This window comes from Novosphingobium sp. GV079 (assembly GCF_003058045.1).
Taxonomy (GTDB): Bacteria; Pseudomonadota; Alphaproteobacteria; order Sphingomonadales; family Sphingomonadaceae; genus Novosphingobium; species Novosphingobium capsulatum.
In genome coordinates this window covers 436,260-457,709 of sequence record NZ_QBUE01000001.1, presented here as the reverse complement: position 1 = coordinate 457,709, position 21,450 = coordinate 436,260, and the positions used below count along the sequence as shown (strand labels likewise).

General features: G+C 65.5%; 12 protein-coding genes. 10 read left to right on the top strand and 2 right to left on the bottom strand.

Annotation, left to right across the window (positions count from 1 at the left end; translation table 11 throughout):
• Window positions 1–231 precede the first annotated feature (231 nt).
• The 3 genes from C8K14_RS01745 to C8K14_RS01735 all read left to right on the top strand — a co-directional run bounded on the left by C8K14_RS01745 (window position 232) and on the right by C8K14_RS01735 (window position 1,680).
• Window positions 232–396, top strand: a complete 165-nt coding sequence (locus C8K14_RS01745; RefSeq protein WP_082349925.1) for a CsbD family protein — start codon at window positions 232–234, stop codon at window positions 394–396.
• A 65-nt stretch (window positions 397–461) separates the two neighbouring features.
• Complete coding sequence (locus tag C8K14_RS01740) at window positions 462–1,337, top strand: hypothetical protein (protein WP_166643324.1); 876 nt, start codon at window positions 462–464, stop codon at window positions 1,335–1,337.
• A gap of 49 nt (window positions 1,338–1,386) precedes the next feature.
• Window positions 1,387–1,680, top strand: a complete 294-nt coding sequence (locus tag C8K14_RS01735; RefSeq protein WP_133726741.1) for a CsbD family protein — start codon at window positions 1,387–1,389, stop codon at window positions 1,678–1,680.
• A 62-nt stretch (window positions 1,681–1,742) separates the two neighbouring features.
• On the opposite strand, the gene C8K14_RS22970 is transcribed toward C8K14_RS01735, so the two are convergent.
• Window positions 1,743–5,516, bottom strand: coding sequence for a hypothetical protein (locus C8K14_RS22970; protein ID WP_233250849.1), 3,774 nt, complete (start codon window positions 5,514–5,516; stop codon window positions 1,743–1,745).
• 201 nt (window positions 5,517–5,717) lie between these two features.
• Between C8K14_RS22970 and C8K14_RS01725 the strand changes: the two genes are divergently transcribed.
• The 7 genes from C8K14_RS01725 (at window position 5,718) to C8K14_RS01695 (ending at window position 19,593) form a co-directional block, all read left to right on the top strand.
• Window positions 5,718–7,604: a sialate O-acetylesterase gene (locus C8K14_RS01725; protein WP_133726740.1), complete on the top strand. Its 1,887-nt coding sequence runs from the start codon at window positions 5,718–5,720 to the stop codon at window positions 7,602–7,604.
• 111 nt (window positions 7,605–7,715) lie between these two features.
• Window positions 7,716–8,789 (top strand): LacI family DNA-binding transcriptional regulator, encoded by a 1,074-nt coding sequence (locus C8K14_RS01720; protein ID WP_107715429.1) that lies wholly within the window; start codon window positions 7,716–7,718, stop codon window positions 8,787–8,789.
• Between the two features lie 523 nt (window positions 8,790–9,312).
• Window positions 9,313–12,315, top strand: a complete 3,003-nt coding sequence (locus C8K14_RS01715) for a TonB-dependent receptor (RefSeq protein WP_233250848.1) — start codon at window positions 9,313–9,315, stop codon at window positions 12,313–12,315.
• A gap of 100 nt (window positions 12,316–12,415) precedes the next feature.
• A complete protein-coding gene (locus tag C8K14_RS01710) occupies window positions 12,416–13,909 on the top strand; it encodes a tryptophan halogenase family protein (protein ID WP_107715428.1) in 1,494 nt (497 codons plus the stop codon).
• Between the two features lie 16 nt (window positions 13,910–13,925).
• Complete coding sequence (locus tag C8K14_RS01705) at window positions 13,926–15,473, top strand: tryptophan halogenase family protein (protein WP_107715427.1); 1,548 nt, start codon at window positions 13,926–13,928, stop codon at window positions 15,471–15,473.
• Window positions 15,474–15,616: 143 nt separating this feature from the next.
• The gene (locus tag C8K14_RS01700; RefSeq protein WP_107715426.1) at window positions 15,617–17,941 is read left to right on the top strand and encodes a TIM-barrel domain-containing protein; all 2,325 of its coding nucleotides are present in this window, start codon (window positions 15,617–15,619) and stop codon (window positions 17,939–17,941) included.
• A complete protein-coding gene (locus C8K14_RS01695; RefSeq protein ID WP_107715425.1) occupies window positions 17,941–19,593 on the top strand; it encodes an alpha-L-fucosidase in 1,653 nt (550 codons plus the stop codon). The genes C8K14_RS01700 and C8K14_RS01695 overlap by 1 nt, the downstream gene beginning before the upstream one ends.
• A 30-nt stretch (window positions 19,594–19,623) precedes the next feature.
• Here the strand turns inward: C8K14_RS01695 and C8K14_RS01690 are convergent, their stop codons facing one another.
• On the bottom strand, window positions 19,624–21,348 hold the full coding sequence (locus C8K14_RS01690) for a DUF5597 domain-containing protein (RefSeq protein ID WP_107715424.1): 1,725 nt from the start codon (window positions 21,346–21,348) through the stop codon (window positions 19,624–19,626).
• Window positions 21,349–21,450 lie beyond the last annotated feature (102 nt).

The following is a 21,450-nucleotide window of genomic DNA, read 5'->3' as shown; positions in this document are numbered from 1 at the left end:
GATCAAGTCCGGGGTGACGGCAATCTATAGCTAGATGTTCTTCGTCACCCCGGACTTGATCCGGGGTCCCGCTTGATGTTTCGCAGAACGGCCGCCAGCACCAAACCCGCCCCGCCGATTTGGCCAGTTTGTACCATACGATTTGGTACTTCTGCATCTCTCGCGGGCGATTGGGGCGGCCTATCTCTCCATCATCGGCGCGATGGTCGCGCTACGTGATGGGAGGTTCCCATGAACGAAGACCGCATCGAAGGCGAAGTGCGCCAGGTGAAGGGCTCGATCCTGGAAGCGATCGGCAAGATCACCGGCAATGACCAGACCCGTGCCCAAGGCGCGGCGGAAAAGCTGGCCGGCAAGGTGCAGGCCAAGGCCGTGCGCAAGTCTGCCCGCCCATAACGCGCGCCCCGCGCCTTTCTTACCACCACCACACGAAGATACCTTTCTTCCCGCAGGAGATTTGCATGGCAACGACCATGATCGACGGTCGCATTGAAGACCGTCTTGCCCCGCGCATGAACTGGTCGGCCCTGATGGCCGGCACCGTGATCGCGCTGGCCATTGAAGTGACGCTGGGCCTGCTGGGCGCCGGCATCGGCTTTTCCGCGATCAACCCCGGTTCGGCGAGCGGCGCCAGCGCCGGCGGGCTTGGCCTGGGCGCGCTGGTCTGGTGGACGGTCAGCAGCATTCTGGCGCTGGCCGCCGGTGCCTATGGCGCCACGCTGGTATCGCGCAGCCGCCGCCCGGTCGATGGCGTGATGCATGGCCTGGCAATCTGGGGCCTGACCCTGTTGCTGACCTTCTACCTGCTTTCTTCGGCGGTGGGCGGCATCGTTGGCGGGGCGTTCCGCGCGGTGGGCAGCGTGGCCACGGCAGCGGCCAGTGGTGCCAGCGCGGTCACGCCCACGGTGGCCAAGGCGGCCGGCGTGGACCAGGCCGATGTCGACGCGCAGGTTTCTGCGCTGCTCGATACCACGCCCAACGATCCGGCCGCGATGACGCCGGAACAGGGCCGCAAGGCGATCGTGGCGGAACTGCCGGCCATGGCCAAGGGCGGTGAAGAGGGGCGCGCGGCCGAACAGCGCGTAGCGATGATCGTGGCGGCGCAGAACAAGATCTCGCCCGACGAAGCCATGGCCCGCGTCGAAAAGGCCCGCCAGCAGTTCCTGGCCGCCAAGCAGAGCGCGATCGATACCGCGATCGATACCGCGATCGATGCTGGCAGCAAGGGCGCCGATCTGGCCGCCGGCACGGCCTTTGCCCTGTTCGTGGTGATGATGCTGGGCGCCAGCGCTGCCGCCGCCGGGGGTGTTGCCGCCACCCGCCGCAACCACGCCTGAGCCAAGCCATCACGACTTTGACCAACGTTCCAACGCAAGGAGCATGATCATGAACGAACATCGCATTTCCGGCGCGATCAAGGAAGCTGCCGGCACCATCGAGCAGGGCATCGGCACGGTTACCGGTGACCAGGGCACCCGCCTGCGCGGCCAGAGCCGCCGCATCGAAGGCCGCGTGGAAGGCCTGGTCGGCAAGACGATCGACCGGGCGATCGACCGGGCAGTGGTGCTGATCGAACGCGGCGAGCAGCTGGTGCGCAACCATCCCCGGGCCAGTGCCATCGTTGCCGGCGTGGTCGCGCTGTCGCTTGGCCGCCGGTTGAGCGCGGCAACGCGGGGCTGATTGACGGAACCAGCGCGGCGGCGCGGAAGGGAGCGATCCTTTCCGCGCCGCTTTGCGCATGGTCACTGCACCGGTTCGAGCGTCGCCAGCGTGACATCGTTGCTATGCATCGCCACGTCGCGCATCAGTTGGCCATCGGCGCTGACGGTCACCGTCTCGCTCGCTTCGGGCTTGTCCTGGGCCAGTGCGGCCAGGCTGGCAAGCTGGGCCGGGGTCAGCCGCTCGGGCGCGCCCATGTCGATATAGGCGGAATAGGCATCGTTGGCGCGATAGCCGGTGCGATGCAGGGTATAGCGATAGCGACCGGGCGCGAGGTGGCTGAACGCCAGGCGCACCGGCGCCGCCGGATGATTGGGCACCAGCTTGCCAAAGAAACTGCGGTTGCTGGTCGGCTGGGCGGGCTGCTCGAAATCCCACACCACGGCGGCCACCTTGCGTCCGTCGCGCGCGATCCAGCTTTGCGCGTCGTCAGCCGGCACGCGGCGGCCCTGCAGGGCGTGGAGGTATTTGTAGGCAAACCACGCCGGCTTGCGGATGCCATCCTTGGTCATCAGGCCAAAGCCGCCGTGAAATTCGGTGGTTGGCGGGCCCGGCTCCTCGAACAGGTCGGAGTAGACCCAATAGCTCATACCTTGCGCGGCGCCTTCCACGCTTTTGAGCTTGGACAGGATATAGGGCGCGCTGACGTAGGAATCGTGCACCAGGTCACGCGGGGTATAGCTGGTGCTCCATTCGGTGAAATAAAGCGGCAAGCCGGGAAAGGCCGAGGCGTCGATCTGCTGGCGCACACGCCGCACATCGCCGGTGATCGCCTGGGGGCTGGGATCGAGCTTGGTATCGTCCTTGCCCATTTCATCCAGAAACCCGCCATTCACGCCATAAGTGTGGGTGGTGACGAAATCGATCGTGCCGCCCTTGGCTTTCACTGCGGCGAGAAGTTCGGGCACCCAGGCCGCGCCCGCGGTGGACGGGCCACCGACCCTGAGCCGGGGATCGATCGCCTTGATGGTTCTGGCAGTCAGCAGATAGAGACCGAAATAGGCCTGCTGGTCGGCGTTTTCCCAGAAGCCGGCGAGATTGGGCTCGTTCCACACCTCGAAATACCATTGCCGCACGTCGTCCTGGCCATAGCGGGCAATCATGTGCCGCACGAAGGCGTCGATCAGATCGCGCCACGGGCCGGGCTGCGGGTGCGAGGTATTGCCTTTCCAGTAGAAGATCGTCTGGTCAGAGGTTTTCAGCGCATCGGGGGTAAAGCCCAGTTCCACGAAGGGCCGCAAGTGCCGCGCCTTGAGATCATCATAGAGCGCGTCGATCGCGGTCCAGTCATAGACGATCTTGCCATTGACGCGCTTTACCGTGCCCAGCGCATCGTGGAAAATGTCGTGGAAGCGGATGGTGCGAAAGCCCAGTTCTTCGCTGGCAATCTTGAGCTGCGCCATGTTTTCCGGGCGGCGCAGCGTGCCGGGATAGTCTGATCCGATCGAGAGATCGAAAAAGCGATCGATCGGCCCGCCATCGCGCGCCACGTCCACCATGATCTGGCGAGTGGCCGGGGCTGTTGCGGCCATTGGCGCCGCCGCGCCGGCCACCGGCAGCGGCTTGTTGGCCGGCATGCCCACCATGATGCCGCGCCCATGCGGCGCCAGGTAGAGCGTGCCGGGATCGAGCATGTCGCCCGCGATCGCGCGCAGGGTGCCGAACTGCTGGTCCGGGCTGTTGATCCGAACCCAGTTTGCCCCGGCATCGTCAGACCGCCACAGCCCTTCCTGGCCCATGACCTTGCCCCACAGGAACACCGCGGGATACGCGTCCTTGACCGCCGGCGCGCCAAAGCTGACGAGCCAGGCCTCGGTCACCTTGCGCATTTGGGTAACCTTGGTCTTGCTGTCGGGCGAATGGAACAGCCCCATCGGCAGCGCCAGCCACAGGTCTCTCACCCGGCCGGGCACCACTGCGAGCGTGCCCTTCTGCCAGCTTTCCACCTTGGGCAAGCCTGCGATCAGGGTGGTAAAGCTGCTGCCGCCATCGCCGCTGGCGAGAACCGCCGAACTGGCCTGGTCATAGACATAGAACAGGCCATCGGCGGCCTTGTCGGCCACGGGCAGATAGGACGTATCCGCCCGCGCGGCGATGCCGGTGGAAGGCTGCCAGGTCTTGCCCATGTCTTTCGAGACATAGAGCCCGTCCTTCTCCGGCGCCCAGACCAGCGTGGTGGCTTTAGCCGAAATCGCTGCCACGCCCGGCCTGCGTCCATCGCCGCCAGGGGCGGGCGGGTGAAAGGCGGCGCTGGCAAACGGTGTCCACGTCGCGCCGCCATCAACAGTGGTATAGCCAAAGCTGGGCCCATGATCGACGAGGCGCACCATGCTGCCCGGTTTGGCCCCGGCATAGTCGATGCTGAAATTGGTCTCGCTTGCCGGGGTGAACAGGCCCTTGCGCGGCGGGGTGCGCGCCAGGTCTTCCCAGGCGCCGCCGCCCACGTCACCAAAGGCGGCGAGCACGGCCGCGCCGCCGGTGGGAGAGGCCATCTGCAGCGTGGCGGCCTCTTCCAGATTGGCGACGGTAAAATCGAACGCCACCGGCTCGCCCGGCTTGGCCGAGGCGAGGTTGCGGCTGATCCACAGGCCATAGCCGGTGCCATAGATCATCTCGTCGGGCTTGAACGGGTTGAATTTCAAATCGGCCAGCCAGTGGCCCATGGTGTCCCGGCCCTTCATGTAATCGATCAGCCAGGGATAGGCACCGGGATCGCGCCGCGCATGGGCCGAAAGCGCGTCCCAGTGCGCCCCGCCATCGCGCGAAAGGTAGATATCATCGCCCGGCGCCCAGCGATCGATGGTCGAGACCGCCAGCGTGCCGTCACTGGCCAGGTCCACGCCGGAAAAGCCGCCAGGCAGGCCGGGCGCGGGCTGGGTGGGGGTGATATCGTGCCAGCGCCCATCGCGGCCATCGCGCTTCCACACGGCGCCGGTCTTGATATTGCTGGGGTTGAGCGTGCTGGCCTGGTCGCCCCCGGCAAAGGTGACATAGAGGCTGCCATCGCGGCCGAACACCAGGTGTTGCGGCACCATCGCGGGCAGGCCCGGCACGGCGGAAAAGCTGGCGCCGCCATCGCGGCTCAGCATCAGCGCGCCGGTACCATCGGTCGATCCGGCCCAGACCTGGCCAGGCGTCGCGGGATCGACCGCCACCAGGCTGAACCCGCCTACCTTCGCGCCGGTGCGGGCGAAAGTAAGGCCGCGATCGGTGCTCTTCCACAGGCCGTCGCGGTTGGAGCCGAAATAGAGCACGTCGCCCTGGCGCGGATCGACCGCCAGCCGCTCGCCCGTGCCGCGCCCGTCGCTGTTGCCACCTACGCCGATCGGCAGTTCGGTCTTCTGCCAGGTGCGGCCGCGATCGTCTGAGCGCAGGATCGCGCCCTTGCGGCTCCACTGCGACAGGTAAAGCCCGGCAGCGGCATAGACGCGGTCGGGCGCGTTGGGATCAACGGCAAAGCTCAGGATGCCCATCAGATCGCCATCGTCGCGGCCCAGGTGATCGAGCAGGGGAATCCAGCGTTTGTTCTCGAAATCAAAGCGGTACATGCCGCCGATATCGGTGCGGGCATAGAGAATGCCCGGCGTGCGCGGATGATAGAGAAACCCGTCGACAAAACCGCCCGCGCCAAATGGCACTGTCTGCCAGTGATAAGGCCCGCTCGCCAGCGGCGTAGCGGCGGCGTTGGCCGCAGCCGGCGCTTGCGCGTGGAGCGGCGCGGCCACGCCGAGCGCCAGGACGCTGGCCAGGGTAGTGCAGGCCAACCGGCGCGCGCCACGGAACGGGATTCCAGGCATGACATTCTCCTTCCCTGGCGGTGGCTGGGCGAGCGGTGCGCTGCCTGGCCTTTGCCGTTGTGTTTTTGTTTGCGGGGACGAGGCATAATTTGCGCTCGAAATGCCGTCAAGATAGCGCTAACAATTCCGCGACAAGCAAACCGCCGCTAGCCACTATGACGATGGTGCTGGGCTGGCCGTAAGAGAGGAGCCCTGTCGGCCATGCGTCCATTTCGCCTTGCTGTGCCCGTTGTTGCCGCCGCCTTTCCGCTGCTGTCCTTGCCGGTGGCGGCGCAGGCCGCGCCCTTTGCCCTGGCGCCGGTCCTGACCGACAACGTGGTGTTGCAGCGGGGCAAGCCGGTGCCCCTGCGCGGCATGGGGGAGCCGGGCAGCGTGGTCCATGCCAGCCTCGACGGGGGCGCGCTGCCCGACGCGACCGTGGCGGCCGATGGAACATGGCAGATTGCCTTGCCTGCGCAGGCTGCGGGCGGTGGCCACCGCCTGCGCTTTGCCACGTCGACCGGGCAGCAGACGCAGCTTGCCAATGTGGCATTTGGCGACGTGTTCCTGTGTTCGGGCCAGTCCAACATGGAGTTCACGCTGCGCCACGCCACCAATGCCGACGTGGTGATTGCGGGCAGCGCCAATCCCGATCTGCGCCTGTTCAACGTGCCCAAGCAAAGCAGCCTGACACCGCAGCCGCAATTCGGTGCGGGCGTAGCCTGGGCGCCGGCTGGCCCGGCAAGCACGCCTGATTTTTCTGCCGTCTGCTATTTCATGGGCGCCGGCCTTCAGGCGACGCGCAAGGTGCCCGTGGGCCTGATCGCGGCATCGTGGGGCGGTTCGATCATCGAGGATTGGATGTCACCGGCGGCCGTGCGCCAAGCCGGTGGGCACGACGATGATTTGGAGCTGCTGGCCCTGCGCCGGCGCGATCCGGCTGCGGCCGAGCAGGCCTGGGGCAAGCAGTTGCGTGCCTTTTTCGCGCGCACGGCGGGGAAGGGCGCGGCCCGCAGCGCCGACGTGGGCAAGCTGTGGGAAGACTGGGGCGATCCGGCTTATGCCCGGTTTGACGGCACCGCCACCTATACCGCCACGGTCAGGCTCAGCGCGCAACAGGCCAGGGCGGCGCGCGCGCTGCGTCTGGGCGTGGTCGACGATATCGACCAGACGCTGGTCAACGGCGTGGCGGTGGGCGCGGGCGTGGGCTGGAACACGCAGCGCCACTATATGCTGCCGGCCGGCAGCCTGCACGCCGGCACCAATACGATCACCGTCAACGTGCTCGATACCGGCAGCGGCGGCGGCCTGCATGGCGATAGCCTGCCGGCCCTGGAACTGGCCGATGGCAGCATCCCGATTGCCGGATGGCAGGTGGTGCAGGGCATGCCGCTGGCGCGCGCCGGCAAGATTCCGATGCCGCCATGGATCGCGGCGAGCGGGCTCACCACGCTGTACAACGGCATGATCGCCCCGCTGGGCGATATCCCGCTGGCCGGCATCGCCTGGTACCAGGGGGAATCGAATGCCGGCGATGCAGCCGGCTATCGTGGCTTGCTGCGCGCGCTGATCGCCGATTGGCGCAGCCGCTTTGCCACGCGGCCTTTCGGCATCGTGCAGATTGCCGGTTATGGGCCACTGGTGGCTGGCCCAACCGATGCCTTCTGGCCCCGGATCCGCGAGGCGCAGCGCGAGGTAGCGGCCAGCGATCCCGACGCCGGCCTGGCCGTGGCGATCGACGTAGGTGACCCTGATGATATCCACCCCACGCGCAAGAAGCCGGTGGGTCAACGGCTGGCCCAGGCCCTGGCCGGCAAGCCGGTTGCCGCGCTGCCGGTGGTGCTGCGCGAGGGCAGCGACCAGGTGCGGCTGCGCTTCAACCGGCCATTGCGGGTGATCGGCGATGCCGTGCCGATCGGCTTTGAACTGTGCGATGCGGCAGGCCATTGCCGGTTTGCCCCGGCCAAGCTTGACGCCCCCGATACGGTGGCCATCCCGGTGCGCACTGGTGACGTGACGCTGCGGTATCTCTGGGCAGACAGCCCGGTGGCCAACCTGTTCGATGCCGATGGCAGCCCGCTGAGCCCGTTCACCATGCCGATACCCTGATCGCCCCGTCTCTCGCCTGGTCGATACGCGCCGCGCGATAGCGGTATCAATTTGGTATCGGGTTGGCCGTTTCGCTTGCATGCCGCATTGGCCGGGCTTAGGACGGCGGGGATGACTGATCAGGACAACGGCCGCGTCAAGCGTGGGCAACGCCGGGGGGCGCGTGGGCCGACGGTGGCCGATGTCGCGCGCCTGGCGCAGGTTTCGCCGATGACGGTGTCGCGCGTGGTCAACAGCGATCCCAAAGTGCACGAGGCCACCCGCGCCAAGGTGGAAAAGGCCATTGCCGAACTGGGCTATGTCCCCAATCTTGCCGCGCGCAGCCTGGCCGGCGGCCGGCAGTGCCGCATCGGCCTGCTCCATTCCAACCCGAGTTCGGCCTATCTCAGCGAGTTCCTGGTCGGATCGAACGAGCAGGCCAACGCCATGGGCGCGCAGTTGCTGGTCGAGCATTTCGAGGAAGAGGCCAGCCGCGAAGCGCTGGCAGCCAAGCTCTTGTCGCACCGCGTTGATGCCGTGCTGCTGCCGCCGCCCCTGTCTGACGATGTGCTGCTGCTGGAATGCATCAACCGCGCCGGGCTCGTCATGGCGCAGGTCGCCACCGGGGCACCTTCGCCGCTGGCCCATGCCGTAACCATCGATGACGAGGCGGCCGCCTATGCGCTGACCGCGCGGCTCACCGGGCTGGGGCATCGGCGGATCGGCTTTATCGGCGGCGCGCCCAACCAGACCGCCAGCGCCCTGCGCCGCAACGGCTATCGCCGCGCCTTGGCCGAAGCGGGCATCGATGGCGATCGGCGCCTGGAAACCACCGGCGATTTCACGTTCCGTTCGGGCATGGATTGCGCGCTGGCGCTCCTCTCGCTCGACGAGCCACCCACGGCGATCTTTGCCAGCAACGACGACATGGCCGCCGCCACCGTCGCCGCGGCGCACCGTATGGGGCTGGACGTGCCGCGCCAGCTATCGGTCTGCGGGTTCGACGATACGGCATCGGCCACCAATGTCTGGCCGGAACTCACCACCGCGCGGCAGCCAGTGGCCGATATGGCACGCGAAGCCGTGCGCCTGCTGGTGGACAGCGTGTTTGACCCCAAGGCGCGCGCGCCGCGCCATGTGCGGGTCGATTTCTCGCTGGTGCTGCGCGCATCCGACGCCACGTTGATCGCGCCTCGCGCCGGTTAATCCGTACCCGGCCAGCCCGCGCAATGCGGGGGAACGGGTCACGCCATTTTCGCTACGCGCGCTTGCGGTGACCACGCACGAATAGTGGGCAACCGTTGCGGCTTTGCAACAGTCATGCAATCGTTTTAGCGCTATCGCGAGGCCATTTTCTGCGCCTCTCGCACTGCAAAAGAGCGTGCGATAAATCCTAGTTATCTCATTGATACGATAATTCTAAGTGATTGAATTAAAACAAATGATGCAAAGCGGCATAAATTGCCGATTTGTTGCCGAATGCGGCTGTCCAGCGGCAAGCCCGCAGCAAGGCGGGCATTTGGCAATAATCCGGTTTGCGAATCGTGTGTTGAAATGGTAGCGTTAACGCAGATGAGGTGCTCTGACACACGGAGCAATCAGGAGGGGGCTCTAAGGGAAATAGATCTGTTTCTCGCCATTGCCGCGCGTCTCTCACAACGCTGAGATCGGCATGGAAATATCTGTAAAAAATACATTTCTTTAGAGATAGCCTTAATTGGGAGGGGTTATGCACAACGTTTTCGGGCGCAGCACGCGCCGCAATGCGCGCAAGATCGGTTTTCTTGTCACGTCCAGCATGGTGATGGCCGCCTCGCTGGTGGCCGGCACCGCCCATGCGCAGGAAGCCGCTGCCGCCACAGACGCCGGCAAGGCCGCCGCTGCCGATGAGCCGAACGTGCCGTCTATCATCGTTACCGGTATTCGCGGCTCGCTGAGCAACGCGCTCAACACCAAGCGCAATTCGCAGGTGATCGTGGACTCGATCTCTGCCCAGGACATCGGCGCGCTGCCCGACCGCACCGTTTCTGAAGCGCTGCAGCGCGTGCCCGGCATCACTCTGCAGCGTACCGGTGACGTCAACACCCTGGAAGGCAGCGACCCCGGCCGCGTGCCGGCCGAAGGTGGCGGCGTGTTCATCCGTGGCCTTTCCTGGACGCGCAGCGAAATCAATGGCCACGACGTGTTCTCGGCCAACAGCGGCCGTGGCCTGAGCTTTGAAGACGTCTCGCCCGACCTGATGGGCGCGGTCGACGTCTACAAGACCCCGTCGGCCGACATGGTCGAAGGCGGCATTGCCGGCATCGTCGACCTGCGCACGCGCAAGCCGCTCGACAGCAAGAACTTCGTCGCCGTTTCGGGTGACTGGAACTATGCCGACAAGCGCAAGGAAGGCTTCTTCTCGGGCAATGCCGTGGTAAGCCACCGCTGGGACACGCCCGGCGGCACCCAGATCGGCCTGCAGCTTTCCGCATCCACCGGCAAGACCGGCAACCGCACCGATGCGATCCAGACCGGATCGATCAGCACGACAACGCTGCCAGCGGCGCAATCGGGTCTCCCGGCCGGCACCACCGTGGCCCTGCCCAGTGGCCTGGGCTATCGCTCGGTCGAATGGACGCAGGTGCGCCACTCGTATGACGCGGTGCTGCAGGTTAAGCCGTCGTCCAGCCTGCTGTTCACCTTTGAAGGCATGATTGCCAAGGTGACGCCGCGTGACGCTGAAAATGCCGTGCAGATCAACGACCAGAACGGCGGTTTCAGCCTCGATCCCAGCTTCACCTTCACTGGGCCGCAGCACACCCTGGCCTCGGGCACGCTAAGCAACGCGCAGCTGGTCTATGACAGCCGCGTTGGCCAGCAGGACAAGGTCACCCGCGAATTCTATGGCAGCATGTTCTGGACGCCGACCGATCACCTGACGGTGAGCGTCGATGTCGATCACGTCAACTCGCACGCCAGCGTTTACAGCATGACCGCGTTCGACGGCTTCGGCCTGAACGGCGGCCGGCCCAACGTGGCGTTCAACCTGACTGGTGACCGGCCCAGCCTCACCTTCAGCGAAAATGGCCTGAGCCTGAGCGATCCGGCTAACTATTTCTGGTACGCTGCCATGCAGCACAACGAGAACAACCGCGCCTCCTCGTGGGCGGAGCGTGCCGACGTGACCTACACGCTCGATGACGGCAACTTCTTCAAGTCGTTCAAGGTTGGCCTGCGCAACACTGCCAAGGACTTGGTCACACAATCGACCAACTACAACTGGGGCCTGCTCAGCACCGCCTATTGGGGTGGCGGCACGCCGATCTACCTTAACCAGGACCCGGGCAACGTGGGCCTGCCGGGCCAGACCACGCGCCTCAATTTCGGCAACTTCATGGGCGGGAACGTCAATGTGCCGGGCGGCTGGTTCCCTTCGGTTGGCTTGCTCGACAAGGGGGCAGCCAATGCCTACAAGTATCTGGTTACCACGCAGAGCGGCAATGGCGGCTGGTCGCCGCTGACCGATGCGGCCTTCAATGGCAGCGCTGGCAACAACAACGCCTATGGCACCAATACCCAGACCGAAAAGACGCTGGCCGGTTATGCCATGGCGAGCTTTGGCGAAGACAGCGGCCTGCTCGGCCGGTTCGATGGCAACATCGGCGTCCGCGTGATCCGCACCCGCACCACGGCGGTTGGCGCCATCTTCCTGCCCTCGCTCAGCTCGTCTTCGTCCAACTCGCAGACGGCGGCGGCGTGTATCGCCACCAATGGCGCGGCAGCGTGCCAGGCGCTGGTCAATGCCGCCACGTTCGTGGGCGATGGCAGCAAGACCCCGGTCGACGCGCGCAACAGCTACACCGACGTTCTGCCCACGCTCAACACGCGGTTCTATCTGAACGACAAGACCATCCTGCGCTTTGCGGTGGGCAAGACGATTTATCGCCCCAGCTTCACCGACCTGCAGGCCAACCAGACCTATGCCTATACCTTCCAGGCGGACGGCTTCACCCCGGCGGTGGTCGCCCCCCGTACGCTGACCGGCGGCAACCCCTATTTGAAGCCGATCCGCGCCTGGAACTTTGACGCCAGCTTCGAATACTATTTCGGCAAGGCCAATGCGGTAACGCTGGCCGCGTTCTTCAAGGACGTGTCGAACTACATCAGCCCCCAGGCATCGACCGTTACGCTGACGCGCAATGGCGTGACGCAGGATTTCCAGGTCAACATCCCGGTCAACGGCGGGCATGGCACGATCAAGGGCGTGGAAGCGGGTTACACCATGTTCTTCGATAGCCTGCCCGGTGCGCTGTCGGGCCTGGGCTTCAACGGCAACTATACGTTCATCGCCAGCACCGGTGGGCGCAACCCGTCCAACCCGCAGCTGGCGCCGGGCAGCCTGCTGCCGGGCAACCTGCCGATGCAGGGCCTGTCCAAGCATTCGTTCAACGCGGCTCTGCTCTATGAAAAGTATGGGATTTCGGCGCGCCTCGCTTACAACTGGCGCTCGGAATACTTGGCCAACGCCAACGGTGCCAACGTCAACCAGCCGGTGTGGAACGAAGCCTATGGCCAGCTCGACGCGTCGTTCATCGTCGATGTGAACAGCCATCTCAAGGTCGGCCTCCAGGCGCAGAACCTGCTCAAGGCCAAGACCTATATCGATGTTGGCCCGGCCAGCCTGCACCCGCGCTATGCCTGGGAAGAAACCGACCGCCACATCGCGTTCCTGGTCCGCTCGAAGTTCTGATCGCGGCGGTATCTTGCTCCACACGGCCGGCTCCGGTTATCTCATGCCCCTGTTCCGCACAGGCGCATGAGACCGGGGCCGGAACGGGGAAGAGGATGTGATGAACGAGGCAGCGATCCGATCGATCACCATCCTGGGCGGTGGCACGGCCGGTTGGATGGCGGCCACGCTTCTGGCCAAGGCGTTCGATGGGCAACCCTTGCGCATTACCCTGGTGGAATCCGAAGAGATCGGGATCATCGGGGTGGGCGAGGCGACCGTGCCGCTGTTTCGCCTGTTCAACGACAGGCTTGGCCTGGATGAGCATGCCTTCCTGCAGGCGACGATGGGCAGCTACAAGCTGGGCATCGAGTTCTGCGATTGGGGGCAGGTGGGCAATACCCACTTCCACGGCTTTGGCGATTATGGCGAGCCGATCGGCGGGATTGCCCCGCACCATCATTGGCTGCGCCTGGCCCGATCGGGCGAAGCCGCACCGATCGATGACTATTCCGCGCCCTATGCTCTGGCGCAGCGTGGCAAGTTCACGCCGGCCGATCCGCGGCAGCCACGCTATTCCCACGCCTATCATTTCGATGCGGTGCTCTATGCCCGCTATCTGCGCAACCTGGCGGAAAGCTGGGGCGTGACGCGGGTGGAAGGCCGCGTGGTCGATGTGCCGCTCGATCCGCAGACCGGGCATATCCGCGCCTTGCACCTGGCCGATGGGCAGGTGGTGGATGGCGAATTCTTCGTCGATTGCACCGGCTTTGCCGCCGAGCTGATCGGCAAGCGCCTGGGCACGGCCTATGTCGACTGGTCGCACTGGCTGCCGTGTGACAGCGCCATTGCGGTGCCATCGGCGCGGCACGATCCGCCCGCGCCGTTCACCCGCTCCACCGCGCTGGCGGCGGGTTGGCAATGGCGCATTCCCTTGCAGCACCGCGAAGGCAACGGCATCGTCTATGCCTCGGCCTACATGAGCGATGCGGCGGCAGAAGACGCGTTGCTCGGCAGCCTGGGCGGCGCGCCATTGGCCAATCCGCGCCGCTTCCGCTTTACCGCCGGGCGGCGCGAGGCATTCTGGCAGCGCAACTGCGTGGCGCTGGGTTTTGCCAGTGGGTTCCTGGAACCCCTGGAATCCACCGGCATCCAGCTGATCCAGAACGGCATTGGCCGGTTGATCGAGTTTTTCCCTGACAAGCATTTCGATCCGCGCGTGGCGGCCGAATACAACCGCGTGTGCCAGGTGGAATGGGACCGCATCCGCGATTTCATCATCGCCCACTATTGCGTGTCGCAGCGGCCCGAGCCGTTCTGGCAGGCCGCGCGCGCCATGGACCTGCCCGATACCCTGCAGCAAAAGCTCGATAGCTGGCACGCGACGGGCAAGATCCCGCTGCTCGATGGGGAATCCTATCAAGAGCCGAGCTGGGCGGCGATCCTGCTGGGCAATGGCGTCTGGCCGCAGCGCCACGATCCGCTGATCGACGCGCTGCCGATCGACATGCTGCGCGCGCACATGGCCCGCCGCCGCGAGGATCTGACGCGCATGGGCCGGTCTGCACCCGATCACCGCTTTTACCTTGCCCGCCATTGCCAGGCCGCGGCCTGACCGATCGGATCACCCCATGCCGCACGACACCGCGCCTTCCCACATCCGTTCCATCGTCATCGCCGGTGGCGGCACCGCTGGCTGGATGGTGGCTGCCGCGCTTTCGCGCACGATTGCCCCGCACCGTTGCCGCATTACGCTGGTCGAATCCGAAACCATCGGCACGATCGGGGTGGGCGAAGCGACCATCCCGCCGATCCAGACGTTCAACCAGGTTATCGGGCTGGACGAGGCGGCGTTTCTCCAGGCGACCAAGGGTACGTTCAAGCTGGGCATCGAATTTGCCGGCTGGCGCGCCAGGGAGCACCGCTATTTCCATCCGTTCGGCCGGCAGGGCAACGATTTTGGCGGCACGCAATTCCACCAGCACTGGTTGCGCGCCCAGGCGCTGGGTGATGATACCCCGCTCGGCGCGTTCTCGCTCAATGAACAGGCCGCCTATGCCGGCAAGATGCGGCAGCCCGATGGCGATCCACGCTCGGTCTATTCGACATTTTCCTATGCCTATCATTTCGATGCCACGCTCTATGGCCAGCATCTGCGTGCCTTGGCCGAAGAGCGCGGGGTGGAGCGCCGCGAAGGGCTGATCCAAGAGGTCGTGCTCGACGGCGAGTGCGGCCGCATCGCCAGTCTGCGGCTGGACGATGGCGGCATGCTGGATGGCGATCTGTTCATCGATTGCACCGGACTGCGCAGCCTGTTGCTGGGCGAGGCGCTAGGCGTGCCGTTCGAAGACTGGACGCACTTTCTGCCGTGCAATCGGGCCTTGGCCGTGCCGACCGACTGCGTTGATCTCATGCGCCCTTATACGCGCTCGACCGCTCATGAGGCCGGCTGGCAATGGCGCATTCCGCTGCAACATCGCATGGGCAACGGCATGGTCTATAGCGCCGAACATTGGAGCGATGACCAGGCCCATGCCGCGCTGATGGCCAATTTGGATGGCCAGCCGCTGGCCGATCCGCGCCTGATCCGCTTTACCACCGGCCGCCGGGTGCAGAGCTGGGCCAAGAACTGCGTGGCGATCGGCCTTTCGGCCGGATTTCTGGAGCCGCTGGAATCGACCAGCATCCATCTGGTCCAGATTGCCGTGGCCAAGTTGCTCAACTGGTTTCCCGACATGGGCTTCGACCCCATGACCATGGCCGAGTTCAACCGCCAGATTGCCAACGAATACGACCGTATCCGCGATTTTCTGGTGCTGCACTATCACGCCAACGAGCGCGAAGGGGAACCGTTCTGGGACCAGTGCCGGACCGGCGCGATCCCGGATTCGCTGGCGGAAAAGATCGCCATGTTCCGCCGCAGCGGGCGGCTGCTGTCACGCGAAACCGATCTGTTTCAAGACGCCAGCTGGCTGGCGGTGCTGCTCGGCCAGGGCGTCATGCCCCAGGCCCACGATCCGCTGACCGAAAGCCTGCGCCCGCTGGAACTGGACCAGATGCTGCGCGGCATGCGTGACCTGATTGGGCGCGCAGCACAGGCCATGCCCAGCCAGGCCGATCACCTTGCTAGGATCGGCGGGACGATCGCCAACGCCCAGCGGGAAGCGGCGCTGGGCTGACCACCGGCCGGGAAAAGGCAAGGCGCGATAACCAGTTGCCAAGCCAGCATCGGCACCATAATGATAGCGCTATCACTCGACTGCGCGGGTTGAACCACGGTTTGGCTGCGACAGAATTAACGAGACGGGAAGGGACCAATCGCATGAAGGCCAAGGCACGTATTTTCACCCTCGCGCTGCTGTTGCAGGCCGGTTGCGCGGTGCCGGCCCTGGCCGCGCCGCTGGCGGTGCTCGATCGCAACGGCGCGGCGGTGAGCATCGAACCCTATGCCCCCAATATCGTGCGCGTCACCATCGCCACTGATCCCGACGTGGCGCGCAGCGCGACTGGCGAAGGGCCCAATGCCACGCCCGATGCCGCTGGCTGGACCCATGCCAGCGACAACGGGGCTGACGTGTTCCGTTCCGGCGATCTGGAAGTGCGCGTCGATGCGCAGCCCTGGCCCAGCGCGCCGACGATGATGGCGCGCTATTTCGCGCCGTCGCTACCCAGCGTCTCGATCGGATTTGCCAAGCCCGGCGGCGCCACCCTCACGCGCATGAACAGCTGGGAAATGAGCCCGCACGATGTTTCGGGCGAGCACACCTTCCGCGTGGGCGCGAGCTTTTCCACCACGGCTGATGAGCATTTCTGGGGCTTGGGCCAGAACCAGCAGGGCTTTGCCGATCTGCGCGGGCGCACTATCGATTGCCGTCACAACTATGACGCGCCCGAGGGCGAAAGCGTGTGCGTGCCGTTCATGGTCACGAGCAAGGGCTATGGCATCGTCTGGGACAACCCTTCCGCCACCACGGTTTCGGCCGGGGTCAACGGCAAGACGCACTGGCAATCGAACGTGGGCGAGCGCGTCAGCTTTTTCCTGATCACCGGCAAGACCACCGACGAGATCTATGCCGGCTATGCCCGCCTGACTGGCACCACGCCGCTGCCGCCCAAGGCCGCGCTGGGCCTGATCCAGTCCAAGGCGCGCTATGAAACGCAGGCCGAGCTGCTCGACATTGCCAAGGGCTATCGCGCGCGCAACCTGCCGCTCGATATCATGGTGCTCGACTGGTTCTATTGGACGGCGCTGGGCAACCTCGACATCGATCGCAGCGCCTTTCCCGATCCCAAGGGCATGAATGCCCAGCTCAACGCCATGGGCATGCGCTCTTTGATCAGCGTGTGGCCGCGTTTCGAAAAGGTTTCCAAGAACTTCGATACGCTCGCCGCCAAGGGCTGGCTGCTGCACGACAAGGATGGCAAGCCGGTCGATGGCCTGCCGATCCGCTCTGACCGGGCGGGCGCGCTGATCGATCCCACCGTGCCGGCCGCGCGCAAGTGGTTCTGGAGCCAGATCCGCGACAATATCCTGAGCCAGGGTTTTGACTGGACCTGGCTGGACGAGACCGAGCCCGATCTGGTGCCGGACGGCTATTTCTATTCGATCGGTTCGGGCGATCGCTATCACAACCTGTTCCCGCTGTTGCACACGCAAAGTGTGGCCGATGGCTCGGCGCAGGACCGGCCCAACAAGCGCAACATGATCCTGTGTCGCGCGGCCTATCTCGGCGCGCAGCGCAATGGCTGCCTGTTCTGGTCGAGCGACGTGGACGCCACGTGGGAAGCGCTGCAGCGCCAGATCCCTACCGGGATCAACGCCGCCGCGTCGGGCATGACCTATTGGAGCAGCGACACTGGTGGCTGGCAGTATCCCGGCGGCGCGGGCGAGGCGACGACGGCGCCGCTGGTCGATCCGGCTGGCGCCACGGCGATGGCGCCCGATTACAAGGACTACCCCGAACTGTTCGTGCGGTGGTTCCAGTACAACACCTTTACCCCCACGCTGCGCATCCATGGCCAGCGGCCGGGCACGGCGCTGTGGCAATATGGCCCGGCGGCAGAGGCGATCCTGGCTGACACGCTGCGCCTGCGCTATGCGCTGCTGCCCTATACCTATGCCGCCGCGCGCCATGCCTATGACACCGGCGCGCCGATCATGCGGGGGCTGTTCATGGACTTCCCCGGCGATGCCCAGGCCTTGACGGTGAAGGACCAATATATGTTCGGCCCGGCGTTCCTGGTGGCGCCGGTCACGCGCCAGGGGCAGACGCACCGCCCGGTCTATCTGCCCAAGGGCACCGACTGGTATGACTGGTGGACCGGGCGCAAGTTTGCCGGCGGGCAGACGATCGAGGCCGATGCCCCGATCGCCCATATCCCGCTGTTCGTGCGCGCGGGCAGCGTGGTGCCGCTGGGCACGCCGATCCTTTCCACCGCGGAAAAGCAGGGCATTGCCAAGCTGCGCGCCTTTGCCGGCGCCAATGGCGAGGCCACGCTCTATGACGATGATGGCCAGACCAATGCCTACAAGACCAGCCAGACCGGCAAGACCGTGGTGCGCTGGAACGATGCCAGCGGCCAGGTGGAATGGCCCGCCGGCATGAAGGGTAGTGCGGCGCGTCCGTCGGTCGAGGTGGTGCGCTGATGGCCGGGGGATGGCTCGGCGCCAGCCGGCGCGGCGTGCTGGGTGGCGGGCTGGCGGCGCTCGCCGTGGGTGGCGCGGGCCAGGCGCGCGTCGCTGCGGGCGGCCATCGCGCCCGGTCGGGCACCCTGGCGCCCGACTGGCAGTCTCTGGCCGCCGGCTATCAGGTGCCGGCGTGGTTCAGGGAGGCGCGCTTTGGCATCTGGGCGCATTGGGGGCCGCAGTGCCAGCCCGAGCGTGGCGACTGGTATGGCCGCTCGATGTACATCCCCGGCACCCCGGCTTACCAGCATCAGGTTGCCACCTACGGCCATCCCACGGCGCACGGCTTCATCGACGTGATCGGCGATTGGCACGGTGAGCATTGGGATCCCGATTTCCTCGTGCAACGCTACAAGGCGGCGGGTGCGCGCTATTTCATGGCGATGGCCTGCCACCATGACAATCTGGACCTGTTCACCAGCGATCATCATGGCTGGAACAGCACCCGCGTCGGGCCAAAGCGCGATCTGATTGCCGGCTGGGAAAAGGCGGCACGCGGGGCGGGCCTCAAGTTCGGCGTGTCGAACCATGCCAGCCACGCCTGGCACTGGTGGCAGACCGCCTATGGCTATGATGCGCAAGGGCCCCATGCCGGGCAGCGCTATGACGCTTGGCACCTGCGCCGCGAGGACGGGCAGGGCACCTGGTGGCAGGGTCTCGATCCGCAGGCGCTTTACACCGGCCCGAACATGGCCCCGCCCGATGGCATCACCAGCGATGCCGCGATGGACAAGTGGCACCAGGCCAACGACGGGCAGTGGCTGGAAACCGTGCCGCCGCGCAACCCGGCCTTCGCCGCGCGCTGGCTGGCGCGGCAAAAGAACCTGGTGGAGCGCTACCGCCCCGACATGGTCTATTTTGACGATTACGGCCTGCCGTTCGACCACTATGGCCTGGAAGCCGCCGCGCATTTCTACAACCAGGCCACTGCCTGGCACGGCAGCCCCGACGTGGTGCTGACGGCCAAGCGGCTGAGCGATGACCAGCAGCGCGCCGTGGTGGAAGACGTGGAGCGTGGCTTTGCCGCCGATATCCGCCCGCGCCCGTGGCAGACCTGCACCTGCATCGGCGATTGGCATTACAATCGCGACCGGTTCGCGCAGAAATCCTATGTGCCGGCCCATCAGGTGATCCAGCGCCTGGTCGACGTGGTATCCAAGAATGGCAACCTGCTGCTGTCCATCCCGCTACGCGGCGATGGCACTTATGATGCCGAAGAGAGCAAGATCCTGGACGGCATCACCGCCTGGATGGCGGTGCACGGCGATGCCATGATCCATGGCAGCCGCCCGTGGCGGCGCTATGGCGAGGGGCCAACCAAGCTGGACACCGGCATCATGGCCGAGGGTAAGTCTGGCCCATTCACCGCGCAGGACATCCGCTTTACCACCAAGGGCGGCGCGCTGTTTGCCGCCATGCTGGAATGGCCCGGCGCGCCGGTGCGGATCGCATCACTGGGGCAGCAGGCCGGCCAGGTCGCCTCTGCGCGCCTGCTCGGCGGCGGGCCGGTGCCGTTCCGGCAGGATGCCGATGGCCTGGTCCTGACCCTGCCGCCCCGCCCGGAAGGCGGCATGGTGCCCGTGGTGCAGTTGGACGGGGCCGGCCTGATCTGACGCATCAACGTCTGTGGCCGGCCGCCTGCCTCAATGCTCGGCGCCGGCTGCGATCACGCCGGTGCCTTTCATCCGCGCATAGCGGACCTTGAGCACCTGGCCGATGCTGGTGAAGTTGAAGCCATAGTCGATCTGATCACCGTTCCACACCCGATCGAACACCCAGATCTGCCCGCCCTTGCCGTCCGGGGCGTAATGCCCTTCCTCGGCCCGCAGCAGAGTGAGCGTTTCGCCGGGCGCGGGCGTGGCGAGATTGAGCGTGACCCGCGTGTCGAACCCAGTGATGAGGAATTCATCCGGGCCAAGCTGGGCAATGGCCGCGCCGCCGGTGGGATGCGGATTGCCGCGCGGCGGATCGAAGCCGAACGCATCCTGGCCAAAGCCCAGCGTCGCCTTGTAGCGGCCAATCAGCAGTTCGCGCTTGTGGCCCGCCGCCGGATCGGCCGGTTCGCTGGCCGCGTGCACCTGTCCTTGCGCCGCCGCCTTGGCCCAGACCGCCTGCATCGGGGCAAACAGGTGATAGATCCGGGCAAAGCCGTTGATCGTGTCGTCGATCCCCTTGGCGCCCAGCGGAAAGTTGTAATAGCCGGTCTGGTCCATCCCGAACGGGGAATAGCCGATCGTGCCCTTGCCCAGCGCGTCCCAGAAAAAGCGCGCATATTCCGCGTCGTTGCCGATTTCGGGGACCATCAACGGGTTGTCTGGCCGGCCATAGAGATCGAGATAGGCGCGCACTGCCTTTTCGTCGCGGTTGTAGATATCGGGCGCCACCAGATCGAGCGCGGGCGCGGCCACCTTGTAGATATCGATCACGTGGTGCACCGGGCCGCCGCTGGAATAGGTCGTCGCGCTCTGTCGGCCAAATGCCGAGGCGAGCGCGGCATTGGCGTACATCGGCAGGTTCTTTTCCGCCTTGCCGGCCTTGGCCACGGTATTGAGATAGCTGGCGACATACCACGCCTGGAAATATTCGTCGGCATCGCTGCCAAAGGCCTGGGCCCAGGTTTGTCCGGCCGGCTTGCCATAGTGCTTGAGCAGGGCCTGGGGCGCCGGGCCGGCAAACAGCTTTTGCGCCATCGGCGAAAAGTCGCGCACGTTGCCATAGCTGCCGACCTCGTTTTCCACCTGCATCATGATGACGGTGTTCTGCGGGTCGATCTGGGCAATGTGGTGCATCAGCGCGGTAAAAGCGCGGGTATCGGCCTTGAGCGTTTCGCTGCCCAGCGGGCTCATCGCGTAGTGCACATCGCCCTTGGCCGTGAGCATATGGGGAAAGCGCTTGGGATCGAGCTTGACCCATTCCGGGGCATAGGCCGGCGCGGTGTTCTTCCACGTGGCAAACCACAGCAGGATCAGGCGCTTGTCATGCTTGCGCGCCTCCCCCACGACATGATCGACCCAGGAAAAGTCGAACTGCCCCTCGCGCGGCTCGATCTGCTCCCAGGCGACCGGGATTTCCAGCGTGTTGGCGCCCATGGCATCGATCGTGGGCCATACTTTCTTGAGCGGCTCGGGATAGTTGCTGGAATTGTTGGCTTGGGCGCCCAGCATCAGGAACGGCGCGCCATCGACCATCAGCATGGCGCCCTTTGCCGTGCGCTCTATGCGGGGAAGGGGGGCGGCGGCCGGCGAAGCCATGTCTTGCGCCTGCGCCGCCATCGGCGCCATCAGGCTGGCCAGGGCCGCGATCAGGGTCTTGGCCGTGCGCCGGCGAGGCCGAATTTCCGTTTGGCTGTTGGACACAACACCAAGCATCGTCTTCTCCCTGTTGGTAAGTTCGGCTCTGGCCCAGGGCGGACCGGCCGTGTTCTTTGCCGTGCCAATTCAAAACCACTTGACAGCGAGCCGCATTGCATG